General features: G+C 61.9%; 20 protein-coding genes and 1 tRNA gene. 11 read left to right on the top strand and 10 right to left on the bottom strand.

From position 1 onward, the window contains the following. Positions 1-103: 103 nt before the first annotated feature. From PJL15_RS18130 to PJL15_RS18120, 3 genes are read right to left on the bottom strand one after another with little or no spacing between them, the layout of a single operon-like run. The gene (locus PJL15_RS18130) at positions 104-1,015 is read right to left on the bottom strand and encodes an NUDIX hydrolase (protein WP_281452528.1); all 912 of its coding nucleotides are present in this window, start codon (positions 1,013-1,015) and stop codon (positions 104-106) included. 17 nt (positions 1,016-1,032) lie between these two features. After that, entirely contained in the window at positions 1,033-1,569 is a 537-nt protein-coding gene (locus PJL15_RS18125; RefSeq protein WP_281452527.1) for a RidA family protein, read from the bottom strand. Positions 1,570-1,571: 2 nt separating this feature from the next. Further along, positions 1,572-1,727 (bottom strand): DUF4177 domain-containing protein, encoded by a 156-nt coding sequence (locus PJL15_RS18120; RefSeq protein ID WP_011775990.1) that lies wholly within the window; start codon positions 1,725-1,727, stop codon positions 1,572-1,574. A gap of 37 nt (positions 1,728-1,764) precedes the next feature. On the opposite strand from PJL15_RS18120, the gene PJL15_RS18115 reads away from it, so the two are divergent. The 8 genes from PJL15_RS18115 (at position 1,765) to PJL15_RS18080 (ending at position 11,837) form a co-directional block, all read left to right on the top strand. Continuing rightward, positions 1,765-4,071, top strand: a complete 2,307-nt coding sequence (locus PJL15_RS18115) for a transglycosylase domain-containing protein (protein WP_281452526.1) — start codon at positions 1,765-1,767, stop codon at positions 4,069-4,071. A 3-nt stretch (positions 4,072-4,074) separates the two neighbouring features. Continuing rightward, positions 4,075-5,022: a metallophosphoesterase gene (locus PJL15_RS18110; RefSeq protein WP_281452525.1), complete on the top strand. Its 948-nt coding sequence runs from the start codon at positions 4,075-4,077 to the stop codon at positions 5,020-5,022. Positions 5,023-5,171: 149 nt separating this feature from the next. After that, entirely contained in the window at positions 5,172-6,971 is a 1,800-nt protein-coding gene (locus PJL15_RS18105; protein ID WP_281452524.1) for an ABC transporter ATP-binding protein, read from the top strand. Beyond that, entirely contained in the window at positions 6,968-8,800 is a 1,833-nt protein-coding gene (locus PJL15_RS18100; protein ID WP_281452523.1) for an ABC transporter ATP-binding protein, read from the top strand. Before PJL15_RS18105 ends, PJL15_RS18100 begins: the two co-directional genes overlap by 4 nt. Before the next feature lie 75 nt (positions 8,801-8,875). Continuing rightward, positions 8,876-8,952: transfer RNA gene (locus tag PJL15_RS18095), tRNA-Pro, on the top strand. 153 nt (positions 8,953-9,105) lie between these two features. After that, positions 9,106-9,558 carry a MarR family winged helix-turn-helix transcriptional regulator gene (locus tag PJL15_RS18090; RefSeq protein WP_281452522.1) on the top strand — a complete coding sequence of 151 codons (453 nt, stop codon included), beginning with the start codon at positions 9,106-9,108 and terminating at the stop codon, positions 9,556-9,558. 150 nt (positions 9,559-9,708) lie between these two features. Beyond that, entirely contained in the window at positions 9,709-11,274 is a 1,566-nt protein-coding gene (locus PJL15_RS18085) for an MFS transporter (RefSeq protein ID WP_281452521.1), read from the top strand. A gap of 209 nt (positions 11,275-11,483) precedes the next feature. After that, positions 11,484-11,837 carry an SdpI family protein gene (locus PJL15_RS18080; RefSeq protein WP_281452520.1) on the top strand — a complete coding sequence of 118 codons (354 nt, stop codon included), beginning with the start codon at positions 11,484-11,486 and terminating at the stop codon, positions 11,835-11,837. A 93-nt stretch (positions 11,838-11,930) separates the two neighbouring features. On the opposite strand, the gene PJL15_RS18075 is transcribed toward PJL15_RS18080, so the two are convergent. Then, complete coding sequence (locus PJL15_RS18075; RefSeq protein ID WP_281452519.1) at positions 11,931-12,146, bottom strand: hypothetical protein; 216 nt, start codon at positions 12,144-12,146, stop codon at positions 11,931-11,933. 124 nt (positions 12,147-12,270) lie between these two features. On the opposite strand from PJL15_RS18075, the gene PJL15_RS18070 reads away from it, so the two are divergent. Further along, a complete protein-coding gene (locus PJL15_RS18070; protein WP_281452518.1) occupies positions 12,271-13,536 on the top strand; it encodes a helix-turn-helix domain-containing protein in 1,266 nt (421 codons plus the stop codon). Between the two features lie 76 nt (positions 13,537-13,612). Here PJL15_RS18070 and PJL15_RS18065 read toward each other — a convergent pair whose 3' ends face one another. After that, positions 13,613-14,551, bottom strand: a complete 939-nt coding sequence (locus PJL15_RS18065) for a phosphoribosylaminoimidazolesuccinocarboxamide synthase (RefSeq protein ID WP_281452517.1) — start codon at positions 14,549-14,551, stop codon at positions 13,613-13,615. A gap of 3 nt (positions 14,552-14,554) precedes the next feature. Beyond that, entirely contained in the window at positions 14,555-15,865 is a 1,311-nt protein-coding gene (gene purD / locus PJL15_RS18060) for a phosphoribosylamine--glycine ligase (RefSeq protein WP_281452561.1), read from the bottom strand. A 113-nt stretch (positions 15,866-15,978) separates the two neighbouring features. On the opposite strand from purD, the gene PJL15_RS18055 reads away from it, so the two are divergent. Together PJL15_RS18055 and PJL15_RS18050 are read left to right on the top strand one after the other, a co-directional pair. After that, complete coding sequence (locus PJL15_RS18055; RefSeq protein ID WP_281452516.1) at positions 15,979-16,995, top strand: asparaginase; 1,017 nt, start codon at positions 15,979-15,981, stop codon at positions 16,993-16,995. 38 nt (positions 16,996-17,033) lie between these two features. Then, a complete protein-coding gene (locus PJL15_RS18050) occupies positions 17,034-17,444 on the top strand; it encodes a sterol carrier family protein (RefSeq protein WP_281452515.1) in 411 nt (136 codons plus the stop codon). Positions 17,445-17,525: 81 nt separating this feature from the next. On the opposite strand, the gene PJL15_RS18045 is transcribed toward PJL15_RS18050, so the two are convergent. The 4 genes from PJL15_RS18045 to PJL15_RS18030 all read right to left on the bottom strand — a co-directional run bounded on the left by PJL15_RS18045 (position 17,526) and on the right by PJL15_RS18030 (position 22,400). Then, positions 17,526-19,013 carry a cation:dicarboxylate symporter family transporter gene (locus PJL15_RS18045; protein WP_281452514.1) on the bottom strand — a complete coding sequence of 496 codons (1,488 nt, stop codon included), beginning with the start codon at positions 19,011-19,013 and terminating at the stop codon, positions 17,526-17,528. Between the two features lie 256 nt (positions 19,014-19,269). Continuing rightward, positions 19,270-20,037 carry an SDR family oxidoreductase gene (locus tag PJL15_RS18040; protein WP_281452513.1) on the bottom strand — a complete coding sequence of 256 codons (768 nt, stop codon included), beginning with the start codon at positions 20,035-20,037 and terminating at the stop codon, positions 19,270-19,272. A 24-nt stretch (positions 20,038-20,061) separates the two neighbouring features. Next, the gene (locus tag PJL15_RS18035; RefSeq protein WP_281452512.1) at positions 20,062-20,805 is read right to left on the bottom strand and encodes an aspartate/glutamate racemase family protein; all 744 of its coding nucleotides are present in this window, start codon (positions 20,803-20,805) and stop codon (positions 20,062-20,064) included. A gap of 29 nt (positions 20,806-20,834) precedes the next feature. Beyond that, positions 20,835-22,400: an NCS1 family nucleobase:cation symporter-1 gene (locus tag PJL15_RS18030; RefSeq protein ID WP_281452511.1), complete on the bottom strand. Its 1,566-nt coding sequence runs from the start codon at positions 22,398-22,400 to the stop codon at positions 20,835-20,837. Between the last annotated feature and the right edge of the window lie 408 nt (positions 22,401-22,808).

The following is a 22,808-nucleotide window of genomic DNA, read 5'->3' as shown; positions in this document are numbered from 1 at the left end:
GGAACCGGGGCGGCTTTTTGTTGTCTTGGTGAGCGAGCGTCCGGCTCAAGCGGGGCGGATGTGAGCGAGCGTCCGGCTCAAGCGGGGCGGATGTGAGCGAGCGTCAGCGTTCGCGCTGGGGCTCTCCTGCGACAGTGCGGGCGGCTTCGACTTCGAGCATGAGGATCCCGCCCTCATCCACCAGTTTGGGCTGGTAGACGTGAGCCTTGCGTTTGTAGCTCAGGTACGCGATGCAGCCATTGGCGTGGGCCATCTTCTCGAGCATGATCTCGGAACCCGGCACCAAAAGCTGGCCCAAAGTGAGGCCCACGGTGTTTGGCTGCCCGATTTCATCGCCGAGCGCGGGCGTCTCCCGGAGCGCAATGGCCTCGGCTGCAGACACCCAACGACCCCACACACCCTTGCTGCCAAGGATGCTGGGCTGCTGGTTCACCGGAACGGTAGCGGCAAAGTAACGGGTGTTGAAACGGGTGTGCGCAAAGTCCGGGCTGAGCCAGTTAACCAACGGCTTCAACAGGTCAGTGCGCAGCGACAACCCACGCTTGGTGAGCATTTCGGTGAAGGACTTCTCCTGGGAGGCCACGGCTTCGCGGGCACGCATCCAGTCCACAGTTGAATTGGCCTCCACTGTTGAGGAAGCGTCGGGACCGGCCAGCAGGACGCCCGTCTCTTCGAACAGCTCGCGGATGGCGCCCACCACGTGGCGGCGGGCGAGTCCGACGTCGTCCGTTCCCATGTGCTCAGCCCACTGCTGGGGTGAGGGACCCAACCAACCTACGGGGTCGTCGTCGGAAGGGTCCAGCGAACCTCCTGGGAACGCGACGACGCCCAACGGCGAGGAACCTGGCCGGTATCCGAGCCAGGTTTCCAAGCCGGAGGGCGAATCGCGCAAGAGGACAACGGATGATGCGTAGCGGGCGGCCCTGGGGGTCCGCTCGCCGAGCTCAAGCCAGTTTTGTGCTGCCCCCTCGAGTTCGGGAGGCAGTACAAACAGGCGACGGGCAAGCTGCGGCACTTGGGTGAACCGGTTCCTTAGCTGAATTCAGCGATGAGCTCGACTTCTACGGGAGAGTCGAGGGGCAGGACAGAAACGCCGACGGCGGAACGTGCGTGGACGCCGGCGTCGCCAAACACCTGGCCGAGAAGTTCGGACGCACCGTTGATGACGCCGGGCTGGCCGGTGAAAGTCGGCTCGGAAGATACGAATCCAACTACCTTGACGATGCGGGTAACGCGGTCGAGATCGCCGATGACGCTCTTGACGGCAGCCAGGGCGTTGATGGCGCAGACGGCGGCGTAGCGCTTGGCGTCCTCGGGATCAACGGTTGGCTCGTCCGAGGCACCCAACTCGCCCAACGAGACCTTGCCCGTAGCTTCGAGTTTCCCGTTAATAAAGGGCAGTTGTCCGGACGTGTAAACGTAGTTGCCGGACACGACTGCGGGGACGTAGGCAGCGACGGGAGCGGCGACCTCGGGGAGGGTCAGTCCGAGTTCAGCGAGACGCTGCTCAACGGCCGACGTCGGGGCGCCGGATTCCGCGGGAGAGGTGGTTTCTGCGGGGGTGGTCATGGTTACTGCTTCTCCCTCTTGAGGTATGCGACAAGGCCTTTGCCATCGGGGCCACCGACAACCTGGACAAGCTCCCAGCCGTCCTCGCCCCACTGGTCCAGGATCTGCTTGGTGGCGTGAATAATGAGCGGAATCGTGGCGTACTCCCATTTGGTCATGACAGAAAGCCTAGCCCTTGCCGGTAAACTGGAAAACATGGTGACTCGCAAGAACCCCATATTCGATACTGCCACCACCCTCGGAAAGATTTTAGGTTTCCTTGGCGTGAGTGCGATCTGTGGCGTCCTGGTGGCGGGACTTCTGGTCCCCGCCGCTGCCGTCTCGGGCAGTGCCGCAAGTGGTTCCATACAGTTCTTTGACACTCTGCCGGCGGAGCTTCAGGTGGATCCGCCCAGCCAGAACACCACGATCCTGGCGAAGGACGGTTCGCCGATCGCCTCGATCTATGCGGAGAACCGGACAAAGGTTCCGCTGGATTCCATGAGCCCGTTCATCAAGGACGCTGTCATCGCTATCGAGGACAGCCGTTTTTATGAGCACGGCGGAATCGACACCACCGGCATCATGCGAGCACTGGTGAGCACCGCCCGCGGCAACAAGCAGGGCGCTTCCACCATCACCCAGCAGTACGTTAACAACGTCATCAACGAGTCACTGGTGGCATCCGGTAAGGGCGACGACGTCCTCCTCAACGGTGTTAACAAGGGCGTGGGCGACAAGCTCCGCGAAATGAAGCTCGCGATCGCCCTGGAGAAGAAATTCTCCAAAGAGCAGATACTTGAGGGCTACCTCAACATCGTCTTCTTCAACCGCGACGCCTACGGCATTGAAGCCGCATCGAAGTTCTTCTTCAGCACCACCGCCAAGGACCTCACGCTTCCCCAGGCAGCCTTGCTTGCCGGCCTGGTCAACAGCCCGTCCGCTTTCGATCCGATCACCAACCCGGATAACTCGAAAGTACGGCGTGACTTGGTCTTGAACGCCATGCTTGCCCAGAAGAAGATCACGCAGGCCCAGTACGACGAAGCTGTCGCCACGCCTGTTACAACGAAGGTGACCCCGGCCCGCCAGGGTTGTGCCTACGCCACCATGGCTCCGTACTTCTGTGACTACGTTCTCCACCTCCTGCTGAACAACCCGGCCTACGGTGACACGCAAGAGGACCGGGAAAAGCGCGTTATGCGCGGCGGCCTCACCATTCAGACCACCCTTGACCCGACGGCCCAGAACGTCGCACAGCAGCAGGTTGACGCCACGGCCGGTGCCAACCCGGACAAGTGGGGTGCGTCGATCGTCTCTGTCCAGCCGGGCACGGGCCAGATCGTCAGCATGGCCCAGAACACGGTCTGGCTGCCTCAAGAGGGCAAGTTCGATCAGACCCAGAACTTCAACGTCGATGTGCTCGATGCCAACGGCAATGACCTCAACGGCATCGGTGGTTTCCAGCCTGGTTCGACGATGAAGCCCTTTACGTTCGCCCAGTGGCTGAATGAGGGGAAGTCGATGGAAACGACCATCAACGCTGCAGTTCGCAAGTATCCGCAGAACTTTCCCTGGAAGAACACTTGCCCCGCGCCAACCGTGGGCTGGTACGACTCGGCTAACGGGACCTTCGACCTACAGAACTCAGACGAGGGCTATTACAGGAACATGACCGTCCTGTACGGCCTCAAAAACTCGATTAACACGGCCACCTTTGCCTCAGCGGCCCAAGTTGATCTGTGTGGAATCCAAGGTATCGTTGACGCCACGGGCATTCATGGCGGCCTCCCTGCCCGCGACAACACCGGCAAAATCACGGACCCCAATCCCAAGGTCCCCATGACAACTCTGGCCAACCTGATCGGTTCAACCCAGACAGCTCCTTTGACCATGGCTACCGCCTTCGCGACGTTCGCAGCCGATGGAAAGTACTGTGCACCCATCGCCATCACCTCGGTGAAGGACCAGTCGGGCGCTGACCTGCCCGCGCAGTCCTCCAGCTGCAAGGACGCCGTGAAGCCCGAGGTGGCACGGGGTGTGGCCTATGCGATGCAGGAAGTGCTGAATTCAGGTTCCGGTTCGCTGATCAGGCCATCACTTTCTACAAAAAACAACTTCCCGGTAGCTGCCAAAACAGGCACGAACGACTCAAACGGCTCCACCTGGGTTGTTGGCTACACCACCGGTCTTGCAACTGCTTCCTGGTTCGGTGATCCTTTGGGTAATCAGTCTCGCTACGGACGCAACCTCACCGTCAACGGTAAGTTCTACCCCTCGATCGATGGTTACATGATCGCCGGCCCGCAGTTCACGAACTACATGTTGGCAGTCGCTCCGGCCTACGGGACCAACCCGTTCCAGCAGCCGCCGTCCAACCTGACGGGTGCGCCTGCCCCGCAACGCAACAACACGCCGTCGAACACCACGCCGTCTACAACGCCCAAGCAGACGCCGTCCACCGGAACCGGCAACAACGGCAACGGAAACGGAAACAGCGGCGACACCCCTGGCAAGGACTAAAGAGTGACATTCCGTGATTCGCTGGCAAACCGCGTCCGTTCCTTCGGGCGCGGTTTTGCCGTCACTGCTGCCGTCGGCGCAGCAACAGGCACAGCAGCAGCCGCCTACGGATGGTGGGAGAAGGACCAGTTCGAGGTCCGCCATGAAACGTTGCCGATCCTCCCCGAGGGTTCTGCGCCGATTCGCGTTCTGCACCTGAGTGACATTCACTTCGTCCCCGGGCAGGTCAAGAAGACGCAGTGGCTGGAGTCCCTCGCTGATTTCAAGCCCGACCTCGTGGTCAACACGGGCGACAACCTGAGCCACGCCAAGGCCATCGACCCCCTCATCCAGGCGTTGAGGCCCCTTATGGAGTTCCCGGGCGTCTTCGTTCCAGGCTCAAACGACTACTACGCGCCGCGTATCAAGAACCCGGCGGGCTACTTCCGTGGTCCTTCGAAACCCAAAACCGAGCCGTTGCAGCTCGATTGGCCCAAGCTCCGCTCAGCCTTCGGCATGAGTGGCTGGATCGACCTCACCAACCGCGCCCAGTCTGTGGTGCTTAACGGCCTGCGGTTCGATTTCTCGGGCGTCGACGATCCACACCTGGGACGCGAACGGTACGCCGGTTGGCCTCGCGGCACCGTGAATCAGGACGCCCGGCCGCACTTGAAGGTCGCTGTGATCCACGCTCCCTACCAGCGCGTGCTGGACCACTTCACCGAGGCGGGCGCAGACCTGATCATCGCCGGTCACACCCACGGCGGCCAGATCTGCATCCCCGGCTACGGCGCCTTGGTCTCCAATTGCGACCTTCCCACGTGGCGCGCCAAGGGCCTCCATGATTGGGAAAGCGATGGATTCACGACGCCGGTGAACGTCTCGGGCGGCATCGGCACCTCCCGCTTCGCCCCGGTCCGCATCGCCTGCCGCCCGGAAGCTGTGCTGCTGACTCTCACGCCACGCAACTGAATCGCGGCTTGCATTACGAATCCCAATAACTGGGCAACATTTCACCAGGACTGCGCGGTCCTGTGAAACGAATCACGCCATGGCATAGGGTAGTTGCTACGGGAAACTACCTCCGCACCATCTGAAGATCCAGCTGTTGAGAAGCGGGCATGTCCAAGCAAACGTCATTTTTTACCTCCGTCGGCCGCCTGTACCCCCATGTGCGGCCCATCCTCCCCCGCCTGTTCATGGGCCTGATCTGCGCATTGCTCGCCAGCATTGTTGCGCTCACCATCCCGCAGGTCCTGCGGGTACTGGTCAACAACTCGTTGCAGCCCGGCGGTTCCACGGACGCCGTCTGGATTGCCGCCGTCGTGATTCTTGCGCTGGGTATCGCCGAAGCCGGACTGGTGGCCTTGCGCCGCCAGTTCGTCATCAACCCGGCCACCACCGTGGAGACCCGGATGCGCGTGACCCTTTACGGGCACTTGCAGGAGCTGACTGTCGCGTTCCACGATCGCTGGGGTTCGGGCCAATTGCTCTCCCGCGCCATGACGGACTTGAGCTTCCTCCGCCGTTGGATGGCGTTTGGCGCGATCATGCTGGTGGTCACCACATTGACGGTGATTATCGGCGTCGGAGTGATGTTCTCCATGAGCTGGCAGCTGGCGCTCATTTTCCTTGCCGCCGCAGTACCGATCATGATCAACTCCTTCCGGTTCCGTCGGCGTTTCAGCCTTGTTACCAGACTTAGCCAGGACCAGGCAGGCGACCTCGCTACCACCGTGGAGGAGTCCGTCCACGGCATCCGCGTCCTGAAGGCTTTCGGCCGGAGCCGCGAGGCGCTGGAGAATTTCAACGGCCAAGCCGAGGAGCTGCGCCAGACCGAGATCGCCAAGGCAAAGCAGCAGGCCGGTTTCACGCTGGTGGTCACCCTTCTGCCGGAGCTCGCGTTGGGCGTTGGACTGGTGGTTGGCATCATGCTGGCCGCGAGCGGACAACTGAGCATCGGAGCCTTGGTGGCCTTTTTCGCAACCGCTGCCGTGGTTGCTACGCCCGTTGAATTCTCGGGCATGCTCATGGCCATGGCCCTCACAGCCAAGACTGCACTGGATCGCCACTTCGAAGTCATGGACACCGAAAACACCATCACCTCACCGGACCAGGCGGTGGTGCCGGAAACCGTGAAAGGCGCCTTGCGCTTTGAACACGCGGGTTTCGGATTCGACGACGGCGGCACCCTCCTGCACGATGTCACCCTGGACATCCGTCCCGGCGAAACCATGGCCCTGGTGGGCATCACCGGCAGCGGCAAGAGTGCCCTGCTTCAGCTGGTCCCCCGCCTGTACGACGTCACTTCCGGGGCAGTGACCATCGACGGCGTGGACGTCCGCGACTACGACATCGACGAACTCCGCAGGGTGGTTGCAGTCGCGTTCGAGGACACCACCTTGTTCTCCAGCTCAGTGCGGGACAACGTCCTCCTGGGCGCCCCGGAGCCCAACGACGCCGCCTTGGATGAGGCGCTGGACGTGGCCCAAGCGCAGTTTGCCTACTCTTTGCCCGACGGCGTGGACACCCTGATCGGCGAGGAAGGGCTGAGCCTGTCCGGTGGCCAGAGGCAACGCATCGCGTTGGCCCGCGCAATCGCCGCCAAACCGAAAGTCCTGGTCCTGGATGATCCCCTCTCCGCTTTGGACGTGAACACCGAGGAACGCGTGGAGGCCCGCCTGCGGGAGGTCCTGCGTGAAACAACTACCTTGATCGTCGCGCACCGTCCCTCCACAGTGGCTTTGGCGGACCGGGTGGCGTTGCTGGAAAACGGGACCATCACCGCCGTCGGAACCCATACGGAACTGCTGGCCGAAAACGACCACTACCGTTACGTCATCGCCAGCCTGGACGCCGGTCCGAAGGACCTGGATACGGAACTGGACGAACTTGAAGAAGCTGAGGAGGCCCGCCGGTGAGCGCCACAACTTTTGGTACCGCCAACGAGGACAACACACTCCTCAGCAAAGCAGACAGCAAAGCCGTACGACGCCGGTCGCTCGCCTTGCTTGCCTCGCTGATCCGCCCGGTTCGCTTGCGTTTCTGGCTGACTATCGCGATGGTGGTGGTCTCGCAACTCACCCGCGTTGCCGGGCCGGCTCTGATTGCCTTTGGGATCGACAACGCCTTGCCGGCACTTCAGGCTGGGAACAACGGGCCCTTGGTGTTGGCTGGTTCCCTGTATCTGGCGGCCGCGATAGCTACTGCGGGAATGACTGCGCTGTACGTGACGTCCACTGCCCGGCTGAGCCAGGCAATGCTTCTGGACCTGCGTCTCCGCGTTTTCCGGCACACGCAGCGTTTGAGCTTGGAATTCCACGAAAGGTACACCTCGGGCCGGATCATCGCGCGGCAAACTTCTGACCTCGAGGCTTTGCGCGAGCTCCTGGATTCCGGCGTAAGCTCGCTCGCGTCCGGCATGCTGTTCATGCTGTTCACAGCGTTTACGGTGTTTGCGTTGGATTGGCGCAGCGGCCTGATCATGCTGGCCGCCGGCGTGCCGATGTTCTTCCTGGCGCGCTGGTACCAGAAGCATTCACAAATCGCGTTCCGTGAGTCCCGCGTGGTGTCCGCACGGCTGATCGTCCACTTCGTGGAAACCATGACCGGTATCCGCGCCGTGAAGGCTTTCCGCAAGGAACGCGAGAACGCTGACAGGTACGGCGAGCTGGCTGAGGACTACCGCAAGAACACAGTCCGCTCGATCAACCTGAACGGTATTTTCCAGCCCGGCCTGGTGCTGATCGGCAACGTCTGTGTGGCCGTGGTCCTGCTGTTTGGCGGCTTCCGGGTGCTCGGCGGCGACCTGGCCGTGGGTGTCCTGTTGGCACTCATCCTGTCCACCAAGCGCTTCTTCCAGCCGGTGGACCAGATGGCCATGTTCTACAACTCGTTCCAGAGCGCCCAGGCTGCGCTGGAGAAGGTGTCCGGGCTCCTCGAAGAAGTTCCGACGGTCCGTCCGCCCAAGAACCCGGTTCCACTGAAGAGCTCACGGGGCGAGATCGACTTCAAGAACGTGGAGTTCGGCTACAGCGACGGCCAGTTGGTTGTTCCCACCCTGGACTTGCACATCCCTGCCGGGCAGACAGTTGCCCTGGTGGGACAGACGGGTGCCGGCAAGTCCACGCTGGCCAAGCTGGTGGCCCGTTTCTACGACGTGACCTCCGGTTCCATCACGCTTGATGGGGTGGATTTGCGGGATTTGGCCACCACCGACCTTCGGCGTGCCGTGGTGATGGTGACCCAGGAGGCCTTCCTTTTCAGCGGGTCGGTTGCTGACAACATCGCACTGGGTCGACCGGAAGCCAGCCGCGCTGAAATTGAAGCTGCTGCCGCAGCGGTTGGTGCGCACGACTTCATCACGAGCCTGCCCGAGGGCTACGACACGGACGTCAACAAGCGCGGTGGCCGGGTGTCCTCCGGGCAGCGGCAGCTCATCGGCTTCGCGCGGGCATTCCTTGCCGCACCTGCCGTTTTGATTCTGGATGAAGCGACGTCCTCCCTGGACATCCCTTCCGAACGCATGGTTCAGCAAGGACTGGCCCATCTCCTGGAGGGTGTCGCCGGCGGGAACGATGCCCGCACAGCCATCATCATCGCCCACCGGCTCTCCACGGTGGAGACGGCCGACAGGGTGCTGGTGGTCCACGACGGACGCATCGTGGAGGACGGGACGCCGGCAGAGTTGATCAGCGGCGGTGGACGGTTTGCCCAGCTGCACGGGGCCTGGCGGGATTCGCTGGTGTGATGAGGGACACCGGGTTCTCGATTTCGCATCACGGGACGTTTCGGCTATTCTTGAACAGTTGCTTTCGCAGCGGATCGGGATGTAGCGCAGCTTGGTAGCGCGCTTCGTTCGGGACGAAGAGGTCGCAGGTTCAAATCCTGTCATCCCGACCAACAACGAAAATGGCGTCGAGAAATCGGCGCCATTTTTGTTTTAAGGGACGCGGATTCAACACCCGAACCAGGCCGTGCAAACACAAGACGAGAATCAGCCGTTGACCCGACAATGGCCTACTCTGGGATCACCGGTTCCGAAGGAGATGCTCCGTGCCCGACGCTATCAAGTCAAACCTCCAAGCCGAGATCAATGGCAGACTGACAACCCTTGTGAACCGCGCCAACAGCTTGATTATCGAAAGCGTAAACGAAGCACTGCAGGACTTTGAACTCACGCCCACGCAATATGCATCCCTGGCTATGCTGGGATGCAATCAGGGTATATCAAGCGCCAAACTTGCCCGGCTAGTGAACGTAACCCCACAGTCGATGGGCACAATCGTCAGTAAGTTTGAAGAGCGGGCGCTGGTAACCAGGCAGCCAGCCGAGATTCACTCGCGCGTAATGACCCTCACGCTGACCAAGCAAGGCTTCAAACTCATGCAAGCCGCAGATGACGCCGTCCGGATTATCGAGCGGCGCATCACCGGCTCCTTCTCGCAAGCTGAGATCGAATTGTTCAAAGCGCTGCTGCGCAGGATAGGCGATACCGAAACCGTGTAGGGGTGGTTTCAACCAACGGCTTGCCGGTCGCTGCTGCTTGTCCACAGGTGACAATTAGAACTTGACGCCTCCGGTACTCCAGTGTTTAGTATGTAAGGCAACTTATATGAATAAGAAGCCTTACATGCTAAAAATCCAGGAGTTGGTAACGTGGCATTCGCCGTTGGCATAACCCAGAGAAGCTCCACCAAGCGGCCAACAGGCTTACTGCTGCTCGCGATGGGCGCGTGTTTTCTCATGGTCATGATGGACAACACGATCCTGAATGTGGCCCTTCGTGACATTCAGCTCGATCTATCGGCCTCGACAGCGCAGCTTCAATGGGCCGTCGACTCCTACATACTGGTTTACGCCGCAATGATGTTCACCGCTGGCGTCCTGGCGGATCGCTTCGGACGTCGTCGACTGTTGGCCATCGGCCTGTTAATCTTTGCCGTCGCCTCGGCGTTCTCCGCGTGGGCGGCGACACCGGAACAGCTGATCTTCTGGCGAGCCGTTATGGGACTGGGAGGGGCAGTGGTCCCACCCGCGACCCTGGCAATCATCAAGGACGGCATTACTGAAGAGGACCAAGCCAAGGCTCTGGGCATTTGGGCCGCGTTAGGGGGACTCTCTGTTGCTTTCGGCCCGATACTCGGGGGTCTGCTGCTGACCTCTTTCTGGTGGGGATCGGTGTTTCTGATCAACCTTCCCATAGCGGCCGCCTGCCTCGTTCTGCTGTATGTCGTGGCCCCCGAATCCAAGGGACCGACGAAGCGGGCCTTGGACATCCCCGGCCTGGTTCTCGCAGCCGCCGCCACTACCGCTCTGGTTTACGGCGTTATCGAAGCCGGTTCAAGCGGAAAATGGGTGGAGGTGAACTCCGGAGGCTTCATCGCTCTTGGACTGGCGTTGATCCCGGTCCTGGTAGCCGTGGAACGCAAAACCAAAGCACCGGCCTTGGATGTAGCACTCTTTCGACGCGCGGCCTTCTCGGCAGGAACACTTGCTATCTCACTGGCGTTCTTTGCTCTAACAGGAGGAACCTTCCTTCTCGTGTTCTTCGTCCAACTCGTTTTAGGTAAAACCCCACTGGAACTTGGGCTCTTGCTTCTTCCGGTAGCCGCGGGGTCGGTTGCATCGGCGTTGGGGAGTGCAGCCCTGGTTCGGTTCATGGGGTTCAAGCTGACAATCACCTTCGGATTGCTTGCACTCGCCGCAGCGTTGGCGGCATTCCTTCTGATGGATGCACACACCTCAATTTTCCTGCTTGAGTCTGGGCTCTTTGTAGCCGGACTGGGCATGGGCAGCGTTATGGGATCCACGACCACCCTGGTCATGTCAGCGGTAGACGCGGAAAAGGCTGGGGTAGGGAGCGCCGTGAACAACACGCTTAGACAGTTGGGGGCAGCCCTCGGGGTGGCAGCCCTGGGCTCCGTCCTCTCCACGGCCTATAAAAGTCAGCTCGGGGCGGCGCTAGCTTTTCTCCCTCCAGAGCTGCAGGCCAAGGGAGAGGACTCCCTCGGTGCAACCATGTTCGTTTTAGAGCAGGCCAGCGGGTCTTTTGCGGGCGACGCGGAAGCATTTCAAAAAGCACTCATCCAGGCTCAGACAGCCTTTGTCGATGCCATGCACACAACGTTCGTCGTCGGTATCGTCGTCCTACTGCTGGGATCCCTCATTGCTGCTATCTGGGTCCCGGGGAGGCTACAGGCCGGGAACACGAAGACAACATGAACTTTGACAGCACAATTTCGCAAAGCGTCAGGTGAGCGTCGACTGGTGCCACAGCAGGGTGGAAGCCAAGTGGTCCATCCGATCACGGGAAAGTTATCCACAGGCCCCCTCCCACCTGTTGGCGCCGCTGTCCGCCTTAAGTACGATTTCTATGGCCGGAGCAGGTTCCTGGCACTCATCCACATCTCGGAATAGGGCGGGCCCAGCAAATGCCGGCAGAAGTGATCCAGCTAATCGTTATCCTGGGCGGCTTGGGATTGCTCCTCATCGTTCTGGGTGCGATCAGCATCGTGGGAAAGCTCCCCATGAACTCCCTGGTCGGCATCCGGCTCCCCGCAACCATGGTCTCTCAAGAAGCGTGGAAAGCAGGCCATAAGGCAGCCGGTCCGTGTGTGATCACGGCAGGCATCTGCTCAGCTGCCGGCGCGGCGGCCATCCCTCTGTTTCCGGCAGTCGAACCACCAACTTTGGCCTTGATAGCCGTAGCCGCGGTGGTGTTGTGCATCATCATCGCGGCCGGTGTGGCTTCGGGTGCCGCCAAGCGTGGATCGTTGTCTAAATGAATGTGGGTATCGGCATTACACCTACAAAAGGGCAAAAGAAAAACCCCGGGGCATCGCTCGTCACGCCCCGGGGTTTTACTAACTACTGTTGATTTACATTGGATCCGGCCAGTTGCCAATGGACATCGGCGTGTAGGTGGTGTCCGTGGACTTGGTCGGAGCCGCAACGCGCATCGGATCCGGCCAGTTGCCAATGGCGCTTACGGTGGAGGAGTCTGCTGCCGAAGCGGCAGAGACGACTGCGGGAGCCGCAACCGACAAGGTCAGTGCGCCTACCAAGGCCACTGACGCGGCGATTTTCTTGAACATGTTGTACCCCAATGCGATTCGGATTCGTTACGGAAATTGCGCGGTCCCTGTTGACATACATTGTAAAATGTTTTCCACAGAGACTGTCAAGGTTTTGGTCAAAAGACACCTGTAGGAGGGACCCGTGGGAAACGGATTCGGCGAGAAACTACGTGCCGAACGGCTCGAACGCGGGTTAACGCAGGCGGAGCTCGGCAAGAACCTCTACTCGCCCAGCTACATTTCGCTGCTGGAGACCGGTCGTCGTGAGCCCACGGCAGAGGTCATCGAAGAGCTCGCCCGCCGCCTCGAGCTCGCGCCGAAGGCCCTCGAAGCGTGGAGTCAGCCCGTTTCGGTGAGCGACGCCGAGTACGTCCTGGCAGGTCTGTACGCCCGGCAGGCATGGGACTTGCGCGACTACCAGCTCGCGGCCAGCCACGCCGCCACCGCCGCACAGATTGCCCTTGAGGCCAAGAACAACAGCGCCTGGTGGAACATGACCTACATGCAGGCCGAATGCGTGATGAAACAAGGCCAGCTCAAGGAGTGCCAGCAGATCGTCGAACACCTGTTGGAACACCCCATGGCCACCGAGTCAGCCGGCCTCGGAGTTCGCGCGTGGCAGATGCTTGCCGCTGTGTGCCACGGACAAGGTCAGCTGGCCACCGCCGTCGAGCATGCCAAGCAGGCAGTGAAGCTGAGCGAGCAACTGCCCAAGGGATCCACCCTCATCATCGGCGCGCACCGCGCACTCATTGGAGCCCTGGCGGAGAGCGGCAAGCTCGACGAGGCGTGGGAATACTGTCTGGCAATGATTGAGCACATGGACGAACACTCCATGTCGCAGCTGGCCGGCGAGGTTGCCTGGGTTGTTGGGAACGTAGCGTTCATGCGCCACGACTACGTGGAGGGCATCAAGCACCACGAACGCGCCGCCAAACTGCTCTCCCCTGCCAACGACATCGAACTTTGGGCCCGCTTCAACAAGGCATCCGCAGCGGTCCGGCTGTCCTCGGGAATTGTGGAACCGGAAACGTTGTCCGCCATCGAACGTGCCGAACTCGCACTCTCGATTGTGGGCGGCAACAAGACAGACCAGCTGGAAGTCGCTTTCATCCGCGCCCGCTGGCTGTACCTGACAGGCGACATTCCCGCCGCCGTCGAGAAGCTGCGCGAAATCCACGCCGATCGCAAGGTCCTGGCCCGGCACACAGCCGGTGAGGTGTCGCTGCTGCTCGGCAAGTCGTTGAAGGCTGCAGGAGAAGCTTCAGAAGCACTGAAGTTCCTGGAAGAAGCCCAGCACGACTTCAGCGCTGCGGGTGCCTCGGACCGTGTCCAGCAGGCCATGGATGCCGTGCTGGAGATTCGCTTGGCCGAGCGCCGCGCCGCGAAAGAGCATTCAGAAGCCTGATTAAACCAAACTGGGTGACAGCAAATGTTCCACTGAGCGCTCAGTGGTGCATGTGCTGTCACCCAGTTGGGTGGGGCTACGCGAAGGTGCGGCCCGTGAGCTTTTCGTACGCCTCGACGTAACGGGCACGGGTGCGCTCCACGACGTCGGCAGGAAGCGCCGGCGGCGGGGTGTCCGAGGACTTGTCCCAGCCCGACTCTGCCGAGGTCAGCCAGTCACGGACATACTGCTTGTCGTACGAGGGCTGCGACTGGCCCGGGGCGTAGGTGGACGCATCCCAGAACCGCGAGGAATCCGGGGTAAGGACCTCATCGCCAAGGGTGATCACGCCAGTAGCAGCGTCGATGCCGAACTCCACCTTGGTGTCCGCCAGGATGATGCCACGTTCGCGGGCGATCTCCTCGGCGCGGGTGTAGATCTTCAGCGTGAGCTCGCTCAGGCGGGCAGCGATGTCATCGCCCACCATCGCTACAACGTCGTCGTAGGTGATGTTGACGTCGTGCTCGCCAACCTCGGCCTTCGCAGAGGGGGTGAAAAGCGCCTTGTCCAAGCGGGAACCATCAACCAGGCCCTCAGGCAGCGGGATCTCGCAGACGGTGCCTGATTCCTTGTACTCCACCAGGCCTGAGCCAGTGAGGTAGCCGCGGGCGATGCATTCCACCGGGAACATCTCCAGCTTCTTGCAGATCATGGCCCGGCCGTCAACTTCTGCAGGCACGCCGCCTTCCACTGTGGAGGCCAGGACGTGGTGCTCCACCTCCAGCTGCTCGAACCACCACAGGCTGAGCTGGGTGAGGACGCGACCCTTGTCCGGGATCTCGCTGCTGAGGACGTGATCGTAGGCGCTGATGCGGTCGCTGGCCACAACCAGGACGCAATCCTGACCGATCTTCTCCGTGATGGCTTCGTCAGCCGGAACGTAGAGGTCGCGGACTTTGCCGGAATAGACGTGGGTCCAGCCCGGAAGGTCCAGGGTTTCGGTCTCGAAACCGCCCGAGGGAAGGGATTCAGTCATGACTTAGGCCTGCACTTTCGGGATGGTGCCGGTAGCCGCGTACGGCACCCGGATTTCGCCGCGGGCGGCCTTGCCTCCGATGTCCGTACGGAACTGCGAGCCTTCAAGCTGAACCAGCTCCACGCCGTCGTACGCCTTTTCGCGGGCCTCAACCAGATCCGAACCGAGCGCCACTACGGCGAGGACGCGGCCACCTGCGGAGACCACCTTGCCCTCATCGTCCAGCTTGGTGCCGGCGTGGACCACGTGGACGCCGTCGAGCTCGTCAACCTTCTTCAGGCCTCGGATGCGGTCGCCCGTGCGGGGAGCGTCGGGGTAGTTTTCGGCGGCAACGACGACGGCGACTGCGGTGTCCTTGGACCAGCGCAGCTCTTCGGCGGTGTCCAGTTCGCCCTTGGCAGCTGCCAGCAGCAGCGCACCGAGCGGCGTCTTGAGGCGGGCGAGGACAGCCTGGGTCTCGGGATCGCCGAAACGGACGTTGAACTCGATGACGCGCGTGCCACGCGAGGTGAGGGCCAAACCGCAGTACAGCACGCCGACGAAAGGAGTGCCGCGGCGGGCCATCTCGTCCACGGTGGGCTGGGCCACGCGGTCGATGACTTCCTGGACCAGTCCCTCGGGAGCCCACTCAAGCGGGGTGTAGGCACCCATGCCGCCGGTGTTGGGGCCTTCATCGTTGTCGAAGATGCGCTTGAAGTCCTGCGCCGGGGACAACGGGACCGTGGTGCGGCCGTCGCAGAGGACGAACAGGGAAACCTCGGGGCCGTCAAGGAATTCCTCGATCACAACGGTTCCGCCGGCGTCGAAGCAGGTCTGCGCGTGAGCCAAGGCTTCAGCACGGTCCTTCGTGACTACAACGCCCTTGCCGGCAGCAAGGCCATCGTCCTTGACAACGTAGGGAGCACCGAAGGCATCAAGTGCGTCGGCTGCTTCCTCGGCGTTCTCAGCAACGCGGGCCATTGCCGTGGGGACGCCGGCTTCGGCCATGATCTGCTTGGCGAATGCCTTGGAAGCCTCCAACTGGGCGGCTTCCTTGCTGGGACCAAAGACCGGGATTCCGGCGTCGCGGACGGCATCGGAGACACCAGCGGCGAGCGGGGCCTCGGGGCCGACAACCACCAGGTCAACGCCCAGCTTGGTGGCAAGGGCGGACACGGCTTCCGGGTTGTTCCCGTCGATCGCGTGCGTGGGAACGAGTTTGCTGATGCCCGCGTTGCCCGGGGCCGCGTGGACCTCGGAGACGTTGGGGTCTTCAAGCAGAGAGCGGACAATGGCGTGTTCGCGGCCGCCTGGGCCAATGACGAGTACCTTCACAGTCTTCAAGGGTACTTTGTGCAGCGCGCTCGGCCTAAGCTGTGTCATTCACCGGACCCGGCGCGCACCAACCCTGACCAGGGAACCACGCCGCCAGAGCCTAGACTTGCTTCATGCCCATGAGTTCGCATGAAACGTTCAACGTTGAGTCCGCCGTCGAACTGGCAGTGATCGAACGCAGTGGCTTTATCGAGTCCCGCCACGTTGGTGCGGCTGTGGTCCTCGCGGGCGACGGTTCAGTAGTCACACGGCTCGGCGACATCGACGCTCCCGTCTTCGCCCGCTCCACCCTCAAGCCCTTCCAGGCCTTGGCTTCCATGCAGTCCGGCGTTCCGCTGCGCGGTGCCCAGGTTGCGGTGGCTTGTGGAAGCCACACAGGGTCCTTGGATCACATGGATGTGGTGGAAGGGATGCTCAAAGCGGCGGGCGTAAAGGAAGAAAACCTCCAGTGCCCCACCGCCTGGCCCCAGGACGAGACTGCCCGGAACTGGCTGGTCCGTTCGGAGCGCGGACAATCCAAGCTCGCGTTCAACTGCTCTGGCAAGCACGCTGCGTTCCTGTGGGCCTGCACCGAAAACGGCTGGGACCTTCGCAGCTACCTCGAACCGAACCACCCTCTCCAGCAGCGCGTGCGCTCCGTGATCGAGGAATATAGCGGCGAACCCATTTCCCATTTGGGCATCGACGGTTGCGGTGCTCCCGTCGCCGCGCTCTCGCTGACTGGCCTTGCCCGGGCCTACTCAAGCCTGGCCAAATCCCCCGGCGATAAATCCTCCAACGCACGTGCGGCCACCATCGCCACGTCCATGCTGGATTACCCGTGGGCGGTCCAAGGCCGCGGCGAATCGAACACCGTAGTCATGGAAGAGCTGGAGGTCCTGGCCAAGATCGGCGCTGAGGGCGTCCTGGTCCTGGCCACGCCCACCGGCGCCACCGTGGCAGTCAAGATGCTCGACGGCAACCTCCGCGCCACCTCCCTGGTGGGTCTGACACTCCTGGCCGTGAGCGGTGCAGTGGATATCCCTGCCGTGTCCAGCGTCCTGGAGCGCGTAGTGGAGCCTGTCCTGGGTGGCGGCCACGAGGTTGGCAGGATCCGGCTGGGCCATGCGGTCTCCGCCTTGCTCGACTAGTAGTTGGGCCCGACCAGTAATTAAGAAGGAAAGAAACCATGGCCGTTGCACGACGCCGCGTTGACATCTCCGAAGGCAAGGCCGCGCTGGCGGCCTGGCTAGCCGCCGTCGAACCCTCCAGCGCCGAAGCCGCCGGTCAGCCTGCCGCCGCTGCCGGGACCACGCCGTCGCGCGCTTTAATCGCGACGGCGGTGCGCTACTCACTGGAGGAAGTCACCGCCCGCGCCCCCGGCAATTCGGTGGAAGTCCGTGTTCCGCCGTTCGGGGTCACGCAGTGCGTGGAGGGGCCGCGGCACACGCGTGGCACTCCCCCAAACGTCATAGAGACCGACGCCGACACCTGGCTTGGGCTGGTGACGGGCCGCCTCAACTGGGCGGACGCCGTCTCTGCCCACAAGGTGACGGCCTCCGGGTTACGCGCCGACCTCTCGGAACTGCTTCCCCTCTAAAGGAAGTTTTGTACAGCTAATGCCCCCAAGACGTGGCCTTGGGGGCATTAGCTGTACAAAAACCCGATGGCTTAGTGGGCCTTAGTCAGGGCAAACCGGGTTGGAAGGTTGGCCGGGCTTGCTCATCTCGAACTGCGGTATCTCGTCTGCGGTTGGTCCGCCGCGGAACTTCGGTGAGGGATTCTGGCCGCCGCTGATGCGCTCCAGTTCCTGCTGTGCGTAAACGTCTTCCTTGCCGAGCATGATGGCCGTGTCCTCGTTGGTGATCTCGCCATTGAAAGCGCGGACCATGACGCTGCGGTCGAACTGGCCTTCCCACTTGGCCACCACGAACGTTGCCACGCAGTTGCCGAGCAGATTGACCACAACACGCATGGAGTCCATCAGGCGGTCTGCGCCGAGGAGGAGTGCAACACCGGCCACCGGGAAGATCCCCAGCGCGGCTGCTGTGGCAGAGAGTGCCAGGAAGGACGAACCGGGGACTCCGGCCATGCCCTTGGAAGTCAGGAGGAGCACGCCCAGGGCAGCCAGTTGCTGGCCGAGGTCCAGGTTGTGGCCGAACGCCTGCGCCAGGAACAACAGTGAGATGGACAGGTAGATCGCGGCACCGTCGAGGTTGAAGGAGTAGCCGGTGGGAACCACAAGACCTGTTGTTGCACGGGAGCAGCCAGCGTTGGTCAGCTTGGTCATGATGCGCGGCATGACTGCCTCGGTTGAAGCCGTGCCCAGTGCCAGCAGGAACTCTTCACGGGTGTATTTCAGGAACTGCCAGAGCGGAACGCGGGCGAAGCCCCAGGCCACCAGGAACAGCAGGCCGATGAAGATGATGGCCGCGCCGTAACAGGAAGCGATCAACAGGGCGTAGGTGCCCAGCGTGCCCACACCGTACTGGCCGATGATGAATGCCATGGCACCGAAAGCACCGATGGGAGCCACCCGCATGATCCAGGACATGATCTTGAAGATGAGCTCCAGGACCGTTTCCATGAGGCTGATGACCGGCAGGCAACGTTCCCGGCCGATGACCACGATTGCGGCACCGAAGAAGACCGAGAAGAAGAGCACCTGAAGCAGGCTGTTGCTGGCGAAAGCGCCGATCACGCTGGACGGAATGACATCCAGGATGAAGGCCGCCGCGTCCTTGGGGACCGCGTGGCCGGTCTTCGCGTCGAGCGCTTCCTGGGAAAGGGTAGCGGGGTCGATGTTAAGGCCAGCACCAGGCTGGACGACATTTGCGACGATGAGCCCGAAAACCAGGGCGAAGAGCGTGGCGCCGGTGAAGTACAGGAGTGCTTTGACCCCGACCCGTCCGACCGCCTTGACGTCGCCCACTGCGGAGATGCCCGTGACGATCACGAGGAAAATCAGCGGGGCGATGATCATTTTGATGAGTTGAATGAATCCATCACCCAGTGGCCGGAGTGCGGACCCGATGTTCGGCCAGAAATGACCGATGAGCACACCTGCGACGACGGCGATCAGGATTTGAAAAAAGAGCGACTGGTACAGCCGCTTTTTCTTCTGCGGGGCCGAACTCGCCTTCAGCGCCGCGGGGTCTGGGATCTTCATTGATCTGAACCAATCAGTTGGGAACAGCCCCACGTTTTGAGGGGGTTTTTCAAATGTAATCCCGCTCACACCATTCCGCAAGGGGAAATTCCTTTTCCATGATGCGGAAGTCACAATTGGTGCGGAGCTGCTCGGCGCGGGCCTTCACCACCTCCTTTGGCACGGAAATGCCCGCGACACGCCCCTATCCAGGGCGTGTCGCGGGCATTCGGAAAGCAAAGTGGGTGGTGGCGGCACGGGCCGCGCTTGGGACTCGCTAGCCGCGACCCACGAACGGCATGCCGGCAGCCGTCACCACCAGGGAACCAACACTGGCCGACGCCGGCATGTTGGCCATGAGCAGGACGGCCCGGGCAGCGTCGTCAACAGGAAACATCGGCTCCACCTTGCGGCTGCCATCGGCCTGCATCGCGCCGGAGCCAACGCCGATGGTGTCCATGATCTCCGTGCGGGTGTTGCCGATGTCGATCTGACCACAGGTGATGCCGAACGCACGGCCATCAAGCTCGATGCTCTTGGTCAGGCCCGTCATGGCATGCTTGGTGACGGTGTACGCAACGGACCTGGGCCTGGGCGAATGCGCCGAAATAGAGCCATTGTTGATGATCCGGCCACCCTGCGGCATTTGGGCTTTCATGGCCCGCACGGCTTCGGCAGCACACAACATGGACCCGGTCACGTTGACCCGCAGAGTTGCTTCCCACTCATCAACGCTGATCTCGCCAACGTCACCGGCAGGTCCAAAGACGCCGGCGTTATTGAACAACACATCCACCCGGCCCCAGCGTTGGCGAACCTCCGCGAAAAGACGCGCGACGTCGTCGGGCGCTGTTACGTCGCAAGGAACCGCCAGGGCGTCCGGGTGACCATCCGCCGTCTCCAGCAGCTGCGCCTCCCGTCGTCCCGCCAGCGCCACGCGATAACCGTCGGCGAGCATGAGCCGGGCGACCGCCCGCCCAATACCCGAGCCGGCCCCGGTAACGACGGCGACCCTGGGGTCCGGGGGCAGGCTGGAGTCAGTCATGTGGTTGCCTTTCGGGGAGTGGCCTTAGCGTGCGGCGGGCTGGTTTGCGGGAGTTATCGGCCAGCCTATGACAGTCTTGGGGCGCGGCGTCGCGTAGGTTCGCACCTTGGACGTGGACAGGCCCAGGCGGACCAACGACTCGGCAATGGTCACCGCAGCAGCCACGCCATCCACCACCGGAACCCCTGTGCGCTGGCGGATCTGCTCATCAAGTCCGGCCATGCCACCGCAACCCAGGACAATGACTTCGGCCTTGTCGTTCCGGACTGCCTGCTCCGCCTGGCCCACGATCGCCTCGACGGCCCGCTCCGGGTACTCCTCAAGCTCCAGCACCGCCATGCCGCTGGCCCGGACCGAGGCGCAGCGCGCTTCCAGCCCGGCCAGCTTGAGGCGGTCCTCAATCAACGGCACGGCACGGTCAAGGGTGGTGACCACTGAATACTTGTGGCCCAGGAACATGGCGGTGCTTGCGGCTGCTTCCGTGATGTCGACTACCGGCACGTCCAGGAGTTCCTGCAGGCCCTCCCGGCCGTGCTCGCCGTAACCTGCCTGGATGACGGCGTCGAAGGGTTCCGGATAGTTGACCACGGCGTCCATGACGGCGATCGCAGCGAGGTAGCTTTCGAAGTTTCCCTCGCAGGAATCGGCACCGAAGCGCGGAGTGATGCCAATGATCTCGGTTCCGGGAGCTGCGGCGGCGCGGGCCTGGGCAGCGATGGAGTCCGTCATGGACTGGGTGGTGTTCACATTTGCGACAAGGATGCGCATGGGAATTCCTTCGTATCTTGGGGCGGCGCTCAGTGCGTACTGGCGACGGCGATCGGCTCGCCGGAGACGTCTTGGTGGACCTGCTTCTTATCCGCCACCACGAAGTAGGTCAGCGCTGCGACGCCGGCTCCAATGAACCACGCGAACGGTGCCGCGGCGGCCAGTCCCGGGATGAAGGCGATGGCGATGGCAAGGGCAGCAGCCGGAACCATGGCGATGATGGCCTTCGGGTTGACGCCGCGCTTGTAGAAGTAGGCGCCCTTGGGGTCGTCCGTGTAAAGCTCCGGGACGTTGACCTTGCCGCGGCGGACCAGCCAGTAGTCGGCCATGACCACTCCGAACAACGGGCCGAGCAGGGCACCCAGGCCGCCGAGGAAGTACACGATGACGATCGGATTGTTGTAGAGGTTCCACGGCAGGATGATCAGTCCGATGGTGCCGCTCACCCAGGCCGCCTTGCGGAAGTTCAGGTGCCGCGGGAACAGGTTGGTCAACGCATAGACGGGAGCCACGAAGTTGGCCATCAGATTCACTGCGATGGTCAGGATCAGCAAGGCAAGGCAGGCCAGGACCAACAGGAGCGTATTGGGGATGCTCTGGACAATGTCCGACGGGCTCTGGATGACCGTTCCGTTGATCTTGTATTGGCCGCCCGCCATGACGACGACGATCGCACCGAACACGAGCATGTTGATGGGGATGCCCCAGAAGTTGCCCTTGACGATCGACTTCCTGGACGTGGAGGACCGGGTGAAGTCGCAGAAGTTCAGCACGAAGGTTCCGTAGATGGAAACCCAGAGCGCGCCGCCTGCGAAGATCGTCAGCCACATCTCGGTGCCCTCAAGGCCCTTGATGCCGGACCACTGGATGACGCCGCCGGCTTCGATGAAGACCCAGACGGCGATCGCGGCCATGGTGATGAGGATGATGGGGCCGGCGAAAGCTTCGTATTTACGGATCATCTCCATGCCGAAGCTCACGATCACCAGCTGCACAATCCACAGGGCCACGAAGGAGAACCATCCCAGGGTTGAAAGGCCCAGGATGGAGTTGCTGTCCAGATCCTTCAAGCCGGGAGCCATGGCCACCAGCATGACGCGGAGAACCACTGACGCGAGGTAGGTCTGGATGCCGAACCAGGCGACTGCGACGGCGCCACGGACGAGGCTGGCAATCTGGGCGCCCCGGATACCGAAGCTGATACGGCTCATGACCGGGAACGGGACGCCGGTCTTCTGGCCCATGAATCCGGAGAAGTTCAGGAGGGCGAACAGGAGCACGGCACCTATACCCAGGGCTACCAGGATTTGCCATCCACCCAAGCCCAGGGAGAACAGCCCGATGGCAAAGGCATAGTTACCCAAGCTGTGGACGTCGTTGGCCCAGAGGGTAAAGATGCTGTAGCTGGTCCACTTGCGGCCCTTGGCCTTGGTGGGTGCGAGGTCGATGTTGTAAAGACTGGGACTGATGGTTTGGCCTGCGGCTTCGGAAGCAATCGCGCAAAGATCCGTGTTTCCCACGACCGGGTGGTTAGGGACACCCGTCTCCGCGTCTTCCGGAGTCTCGTTGACGCCGACTGATGAAGTCGTCTGCATCGTGGATCTCCACTTCGTACTGATTCCACATTGCGGAATCGAGTTATTGAATAGTGAAAGAACTCTATGACGCACGTCACCTCCGGTCAAGGCTTGCGACTGTATGCAGGGTCACATTTGGTTGTTTGCGGCCAGGTTTACCGGTTGACTGTTTCGGATACGCAATCCATGTTGACGCTGCCCATCGGCAGACGTAATCTCGAATTGCAGAATTTTATTCTCACAATACGAAATTCCTTGAGCGCCCCCACAGAGCAAGCGCCCATACATTCAATGAAGAGAGGTTGGACGTGGCTGCAGGAGAAGAGACCTCACACATCCTCAGCGGGTTGACTGCCCAGCTGCCTGATCGTGATCCGGAAGAGACCGCGGAGTGGATTGAGTCCCTTGATGCGTTGATCGCTGAGC

The sequence above is a fragment of the Paenarthrobacter nitroguajacolicus genome (assembly GCF_029952445.1).
GTDB lineage: Bacteria > Actinomycetota > Actinomycetes > Actinomycetales > Micrococcaceae > Arthrobacter > Arthrobacter nitroguajacolicus_B.
This window is presented reverse-complemented; position numbering and strand designations above follow the sequence as displayed.

What these genes read in the sequence shown, in the direction of transcription:
- PJL15_RS18125 (WP_281452527.1), bottom strand. Translation starts at nt 1,569, where the DNA reads ATGACCACCCCCGCAGAAACCACCTCTCCCGCGGAATCCGGCGCCCCG.
- PJL15_RS18120 (WP_011775990.1), bottom strand. Translation starts at nt 1,727, where the DNA reads ATGACCAAATGGGAGTACGCCACGATTCCGCTCATTATTCACGCCACC.
- PJL15_RS18115 (WP_281452526.1), top strand. Translation starts at nt 1,765, where the DNA reads ATGGTGACTCGCAAGAACCCCATATTCGATACTGCCACCACCCTCGGA.
- PJL15_RS18105 (WP_281452524.1), top strand. Translation starts at nt 5,172, where the DNA reads ATGTCCAAGCAAACGTCATTTTTTACCTCCGTCGGCCGCCTGTACCCC.
- PJL15_RS18080 (WP_281452520.1), top strand. Translation starts at nt 11,484, where the DNA reads ATGCCGGCAGAAGTGATCCAGCTAATCGTTATCCTGGGCGGCTTGGGA.
- PJL15_RS18075 (WP_281452519.1), bottom strand. Translation starts at nt 12,146, where the DNA reads ATGTTCAAGAAAATCGCCGCGTCAGTGGCCTTGGTAGGCGCACTGACC.
- PJL15_RS18065 (WP_281452517.1), bottom strand. Translation starts at nt 14,551, where the DNA reads ATGACTGAATCCCTTCCCTCGGGCGGTTTCGAGACCGAAACCCTGGAC.
- PJL15_RS18055 (WP_281452516.1), top strand. Translation starts at nt 15,979, where the DNA reads ATGCCCATGAGTTCGCATGAAACGTTCAACGTTGAGTCCGCCGTCGAA.
- PJL15_RS18050 (WP_281452515.1), top strand. Translation starts at nt 17,034, where the DNA reads ATGGCCGTTGCACGACGCCGCGTTGACATCTCCGAAGGCAAGGCCGCG.
- PJL15_RS18045 (WP_281452514.1), bottom strand. Translation starts at nt 19,013, where the DNA reads ATGAAGATCCCAGACCCCGCGGCGCTGAAGGCGAGTTCGGCCCCGCAG.
- PJL15_RS18040 (WP_281452513.1), bottom strand. Translation starts at nt 20,037, where the DNA reads ATGACTGACTCCAGCCTGCCCCCGGACCCCAGGGTCGCCGTCGTTACC.
- PJL15_RS18035 (WP_281452512.1), bottom strand. Translation starts at nt 20,805, where the DNA reads ATGCGCATCCTTGTCGCAAATGTGAACACCACCCAGTCCATGACGGAC.
- PJL15_RS18030 (WP_281452511.1), bottom strand. Translation starts at nt 22,400, where the DNA reads ATGCAGACGACTTCATCAGTCGGCGTCAACGAGACTCCGGAAGACGCG.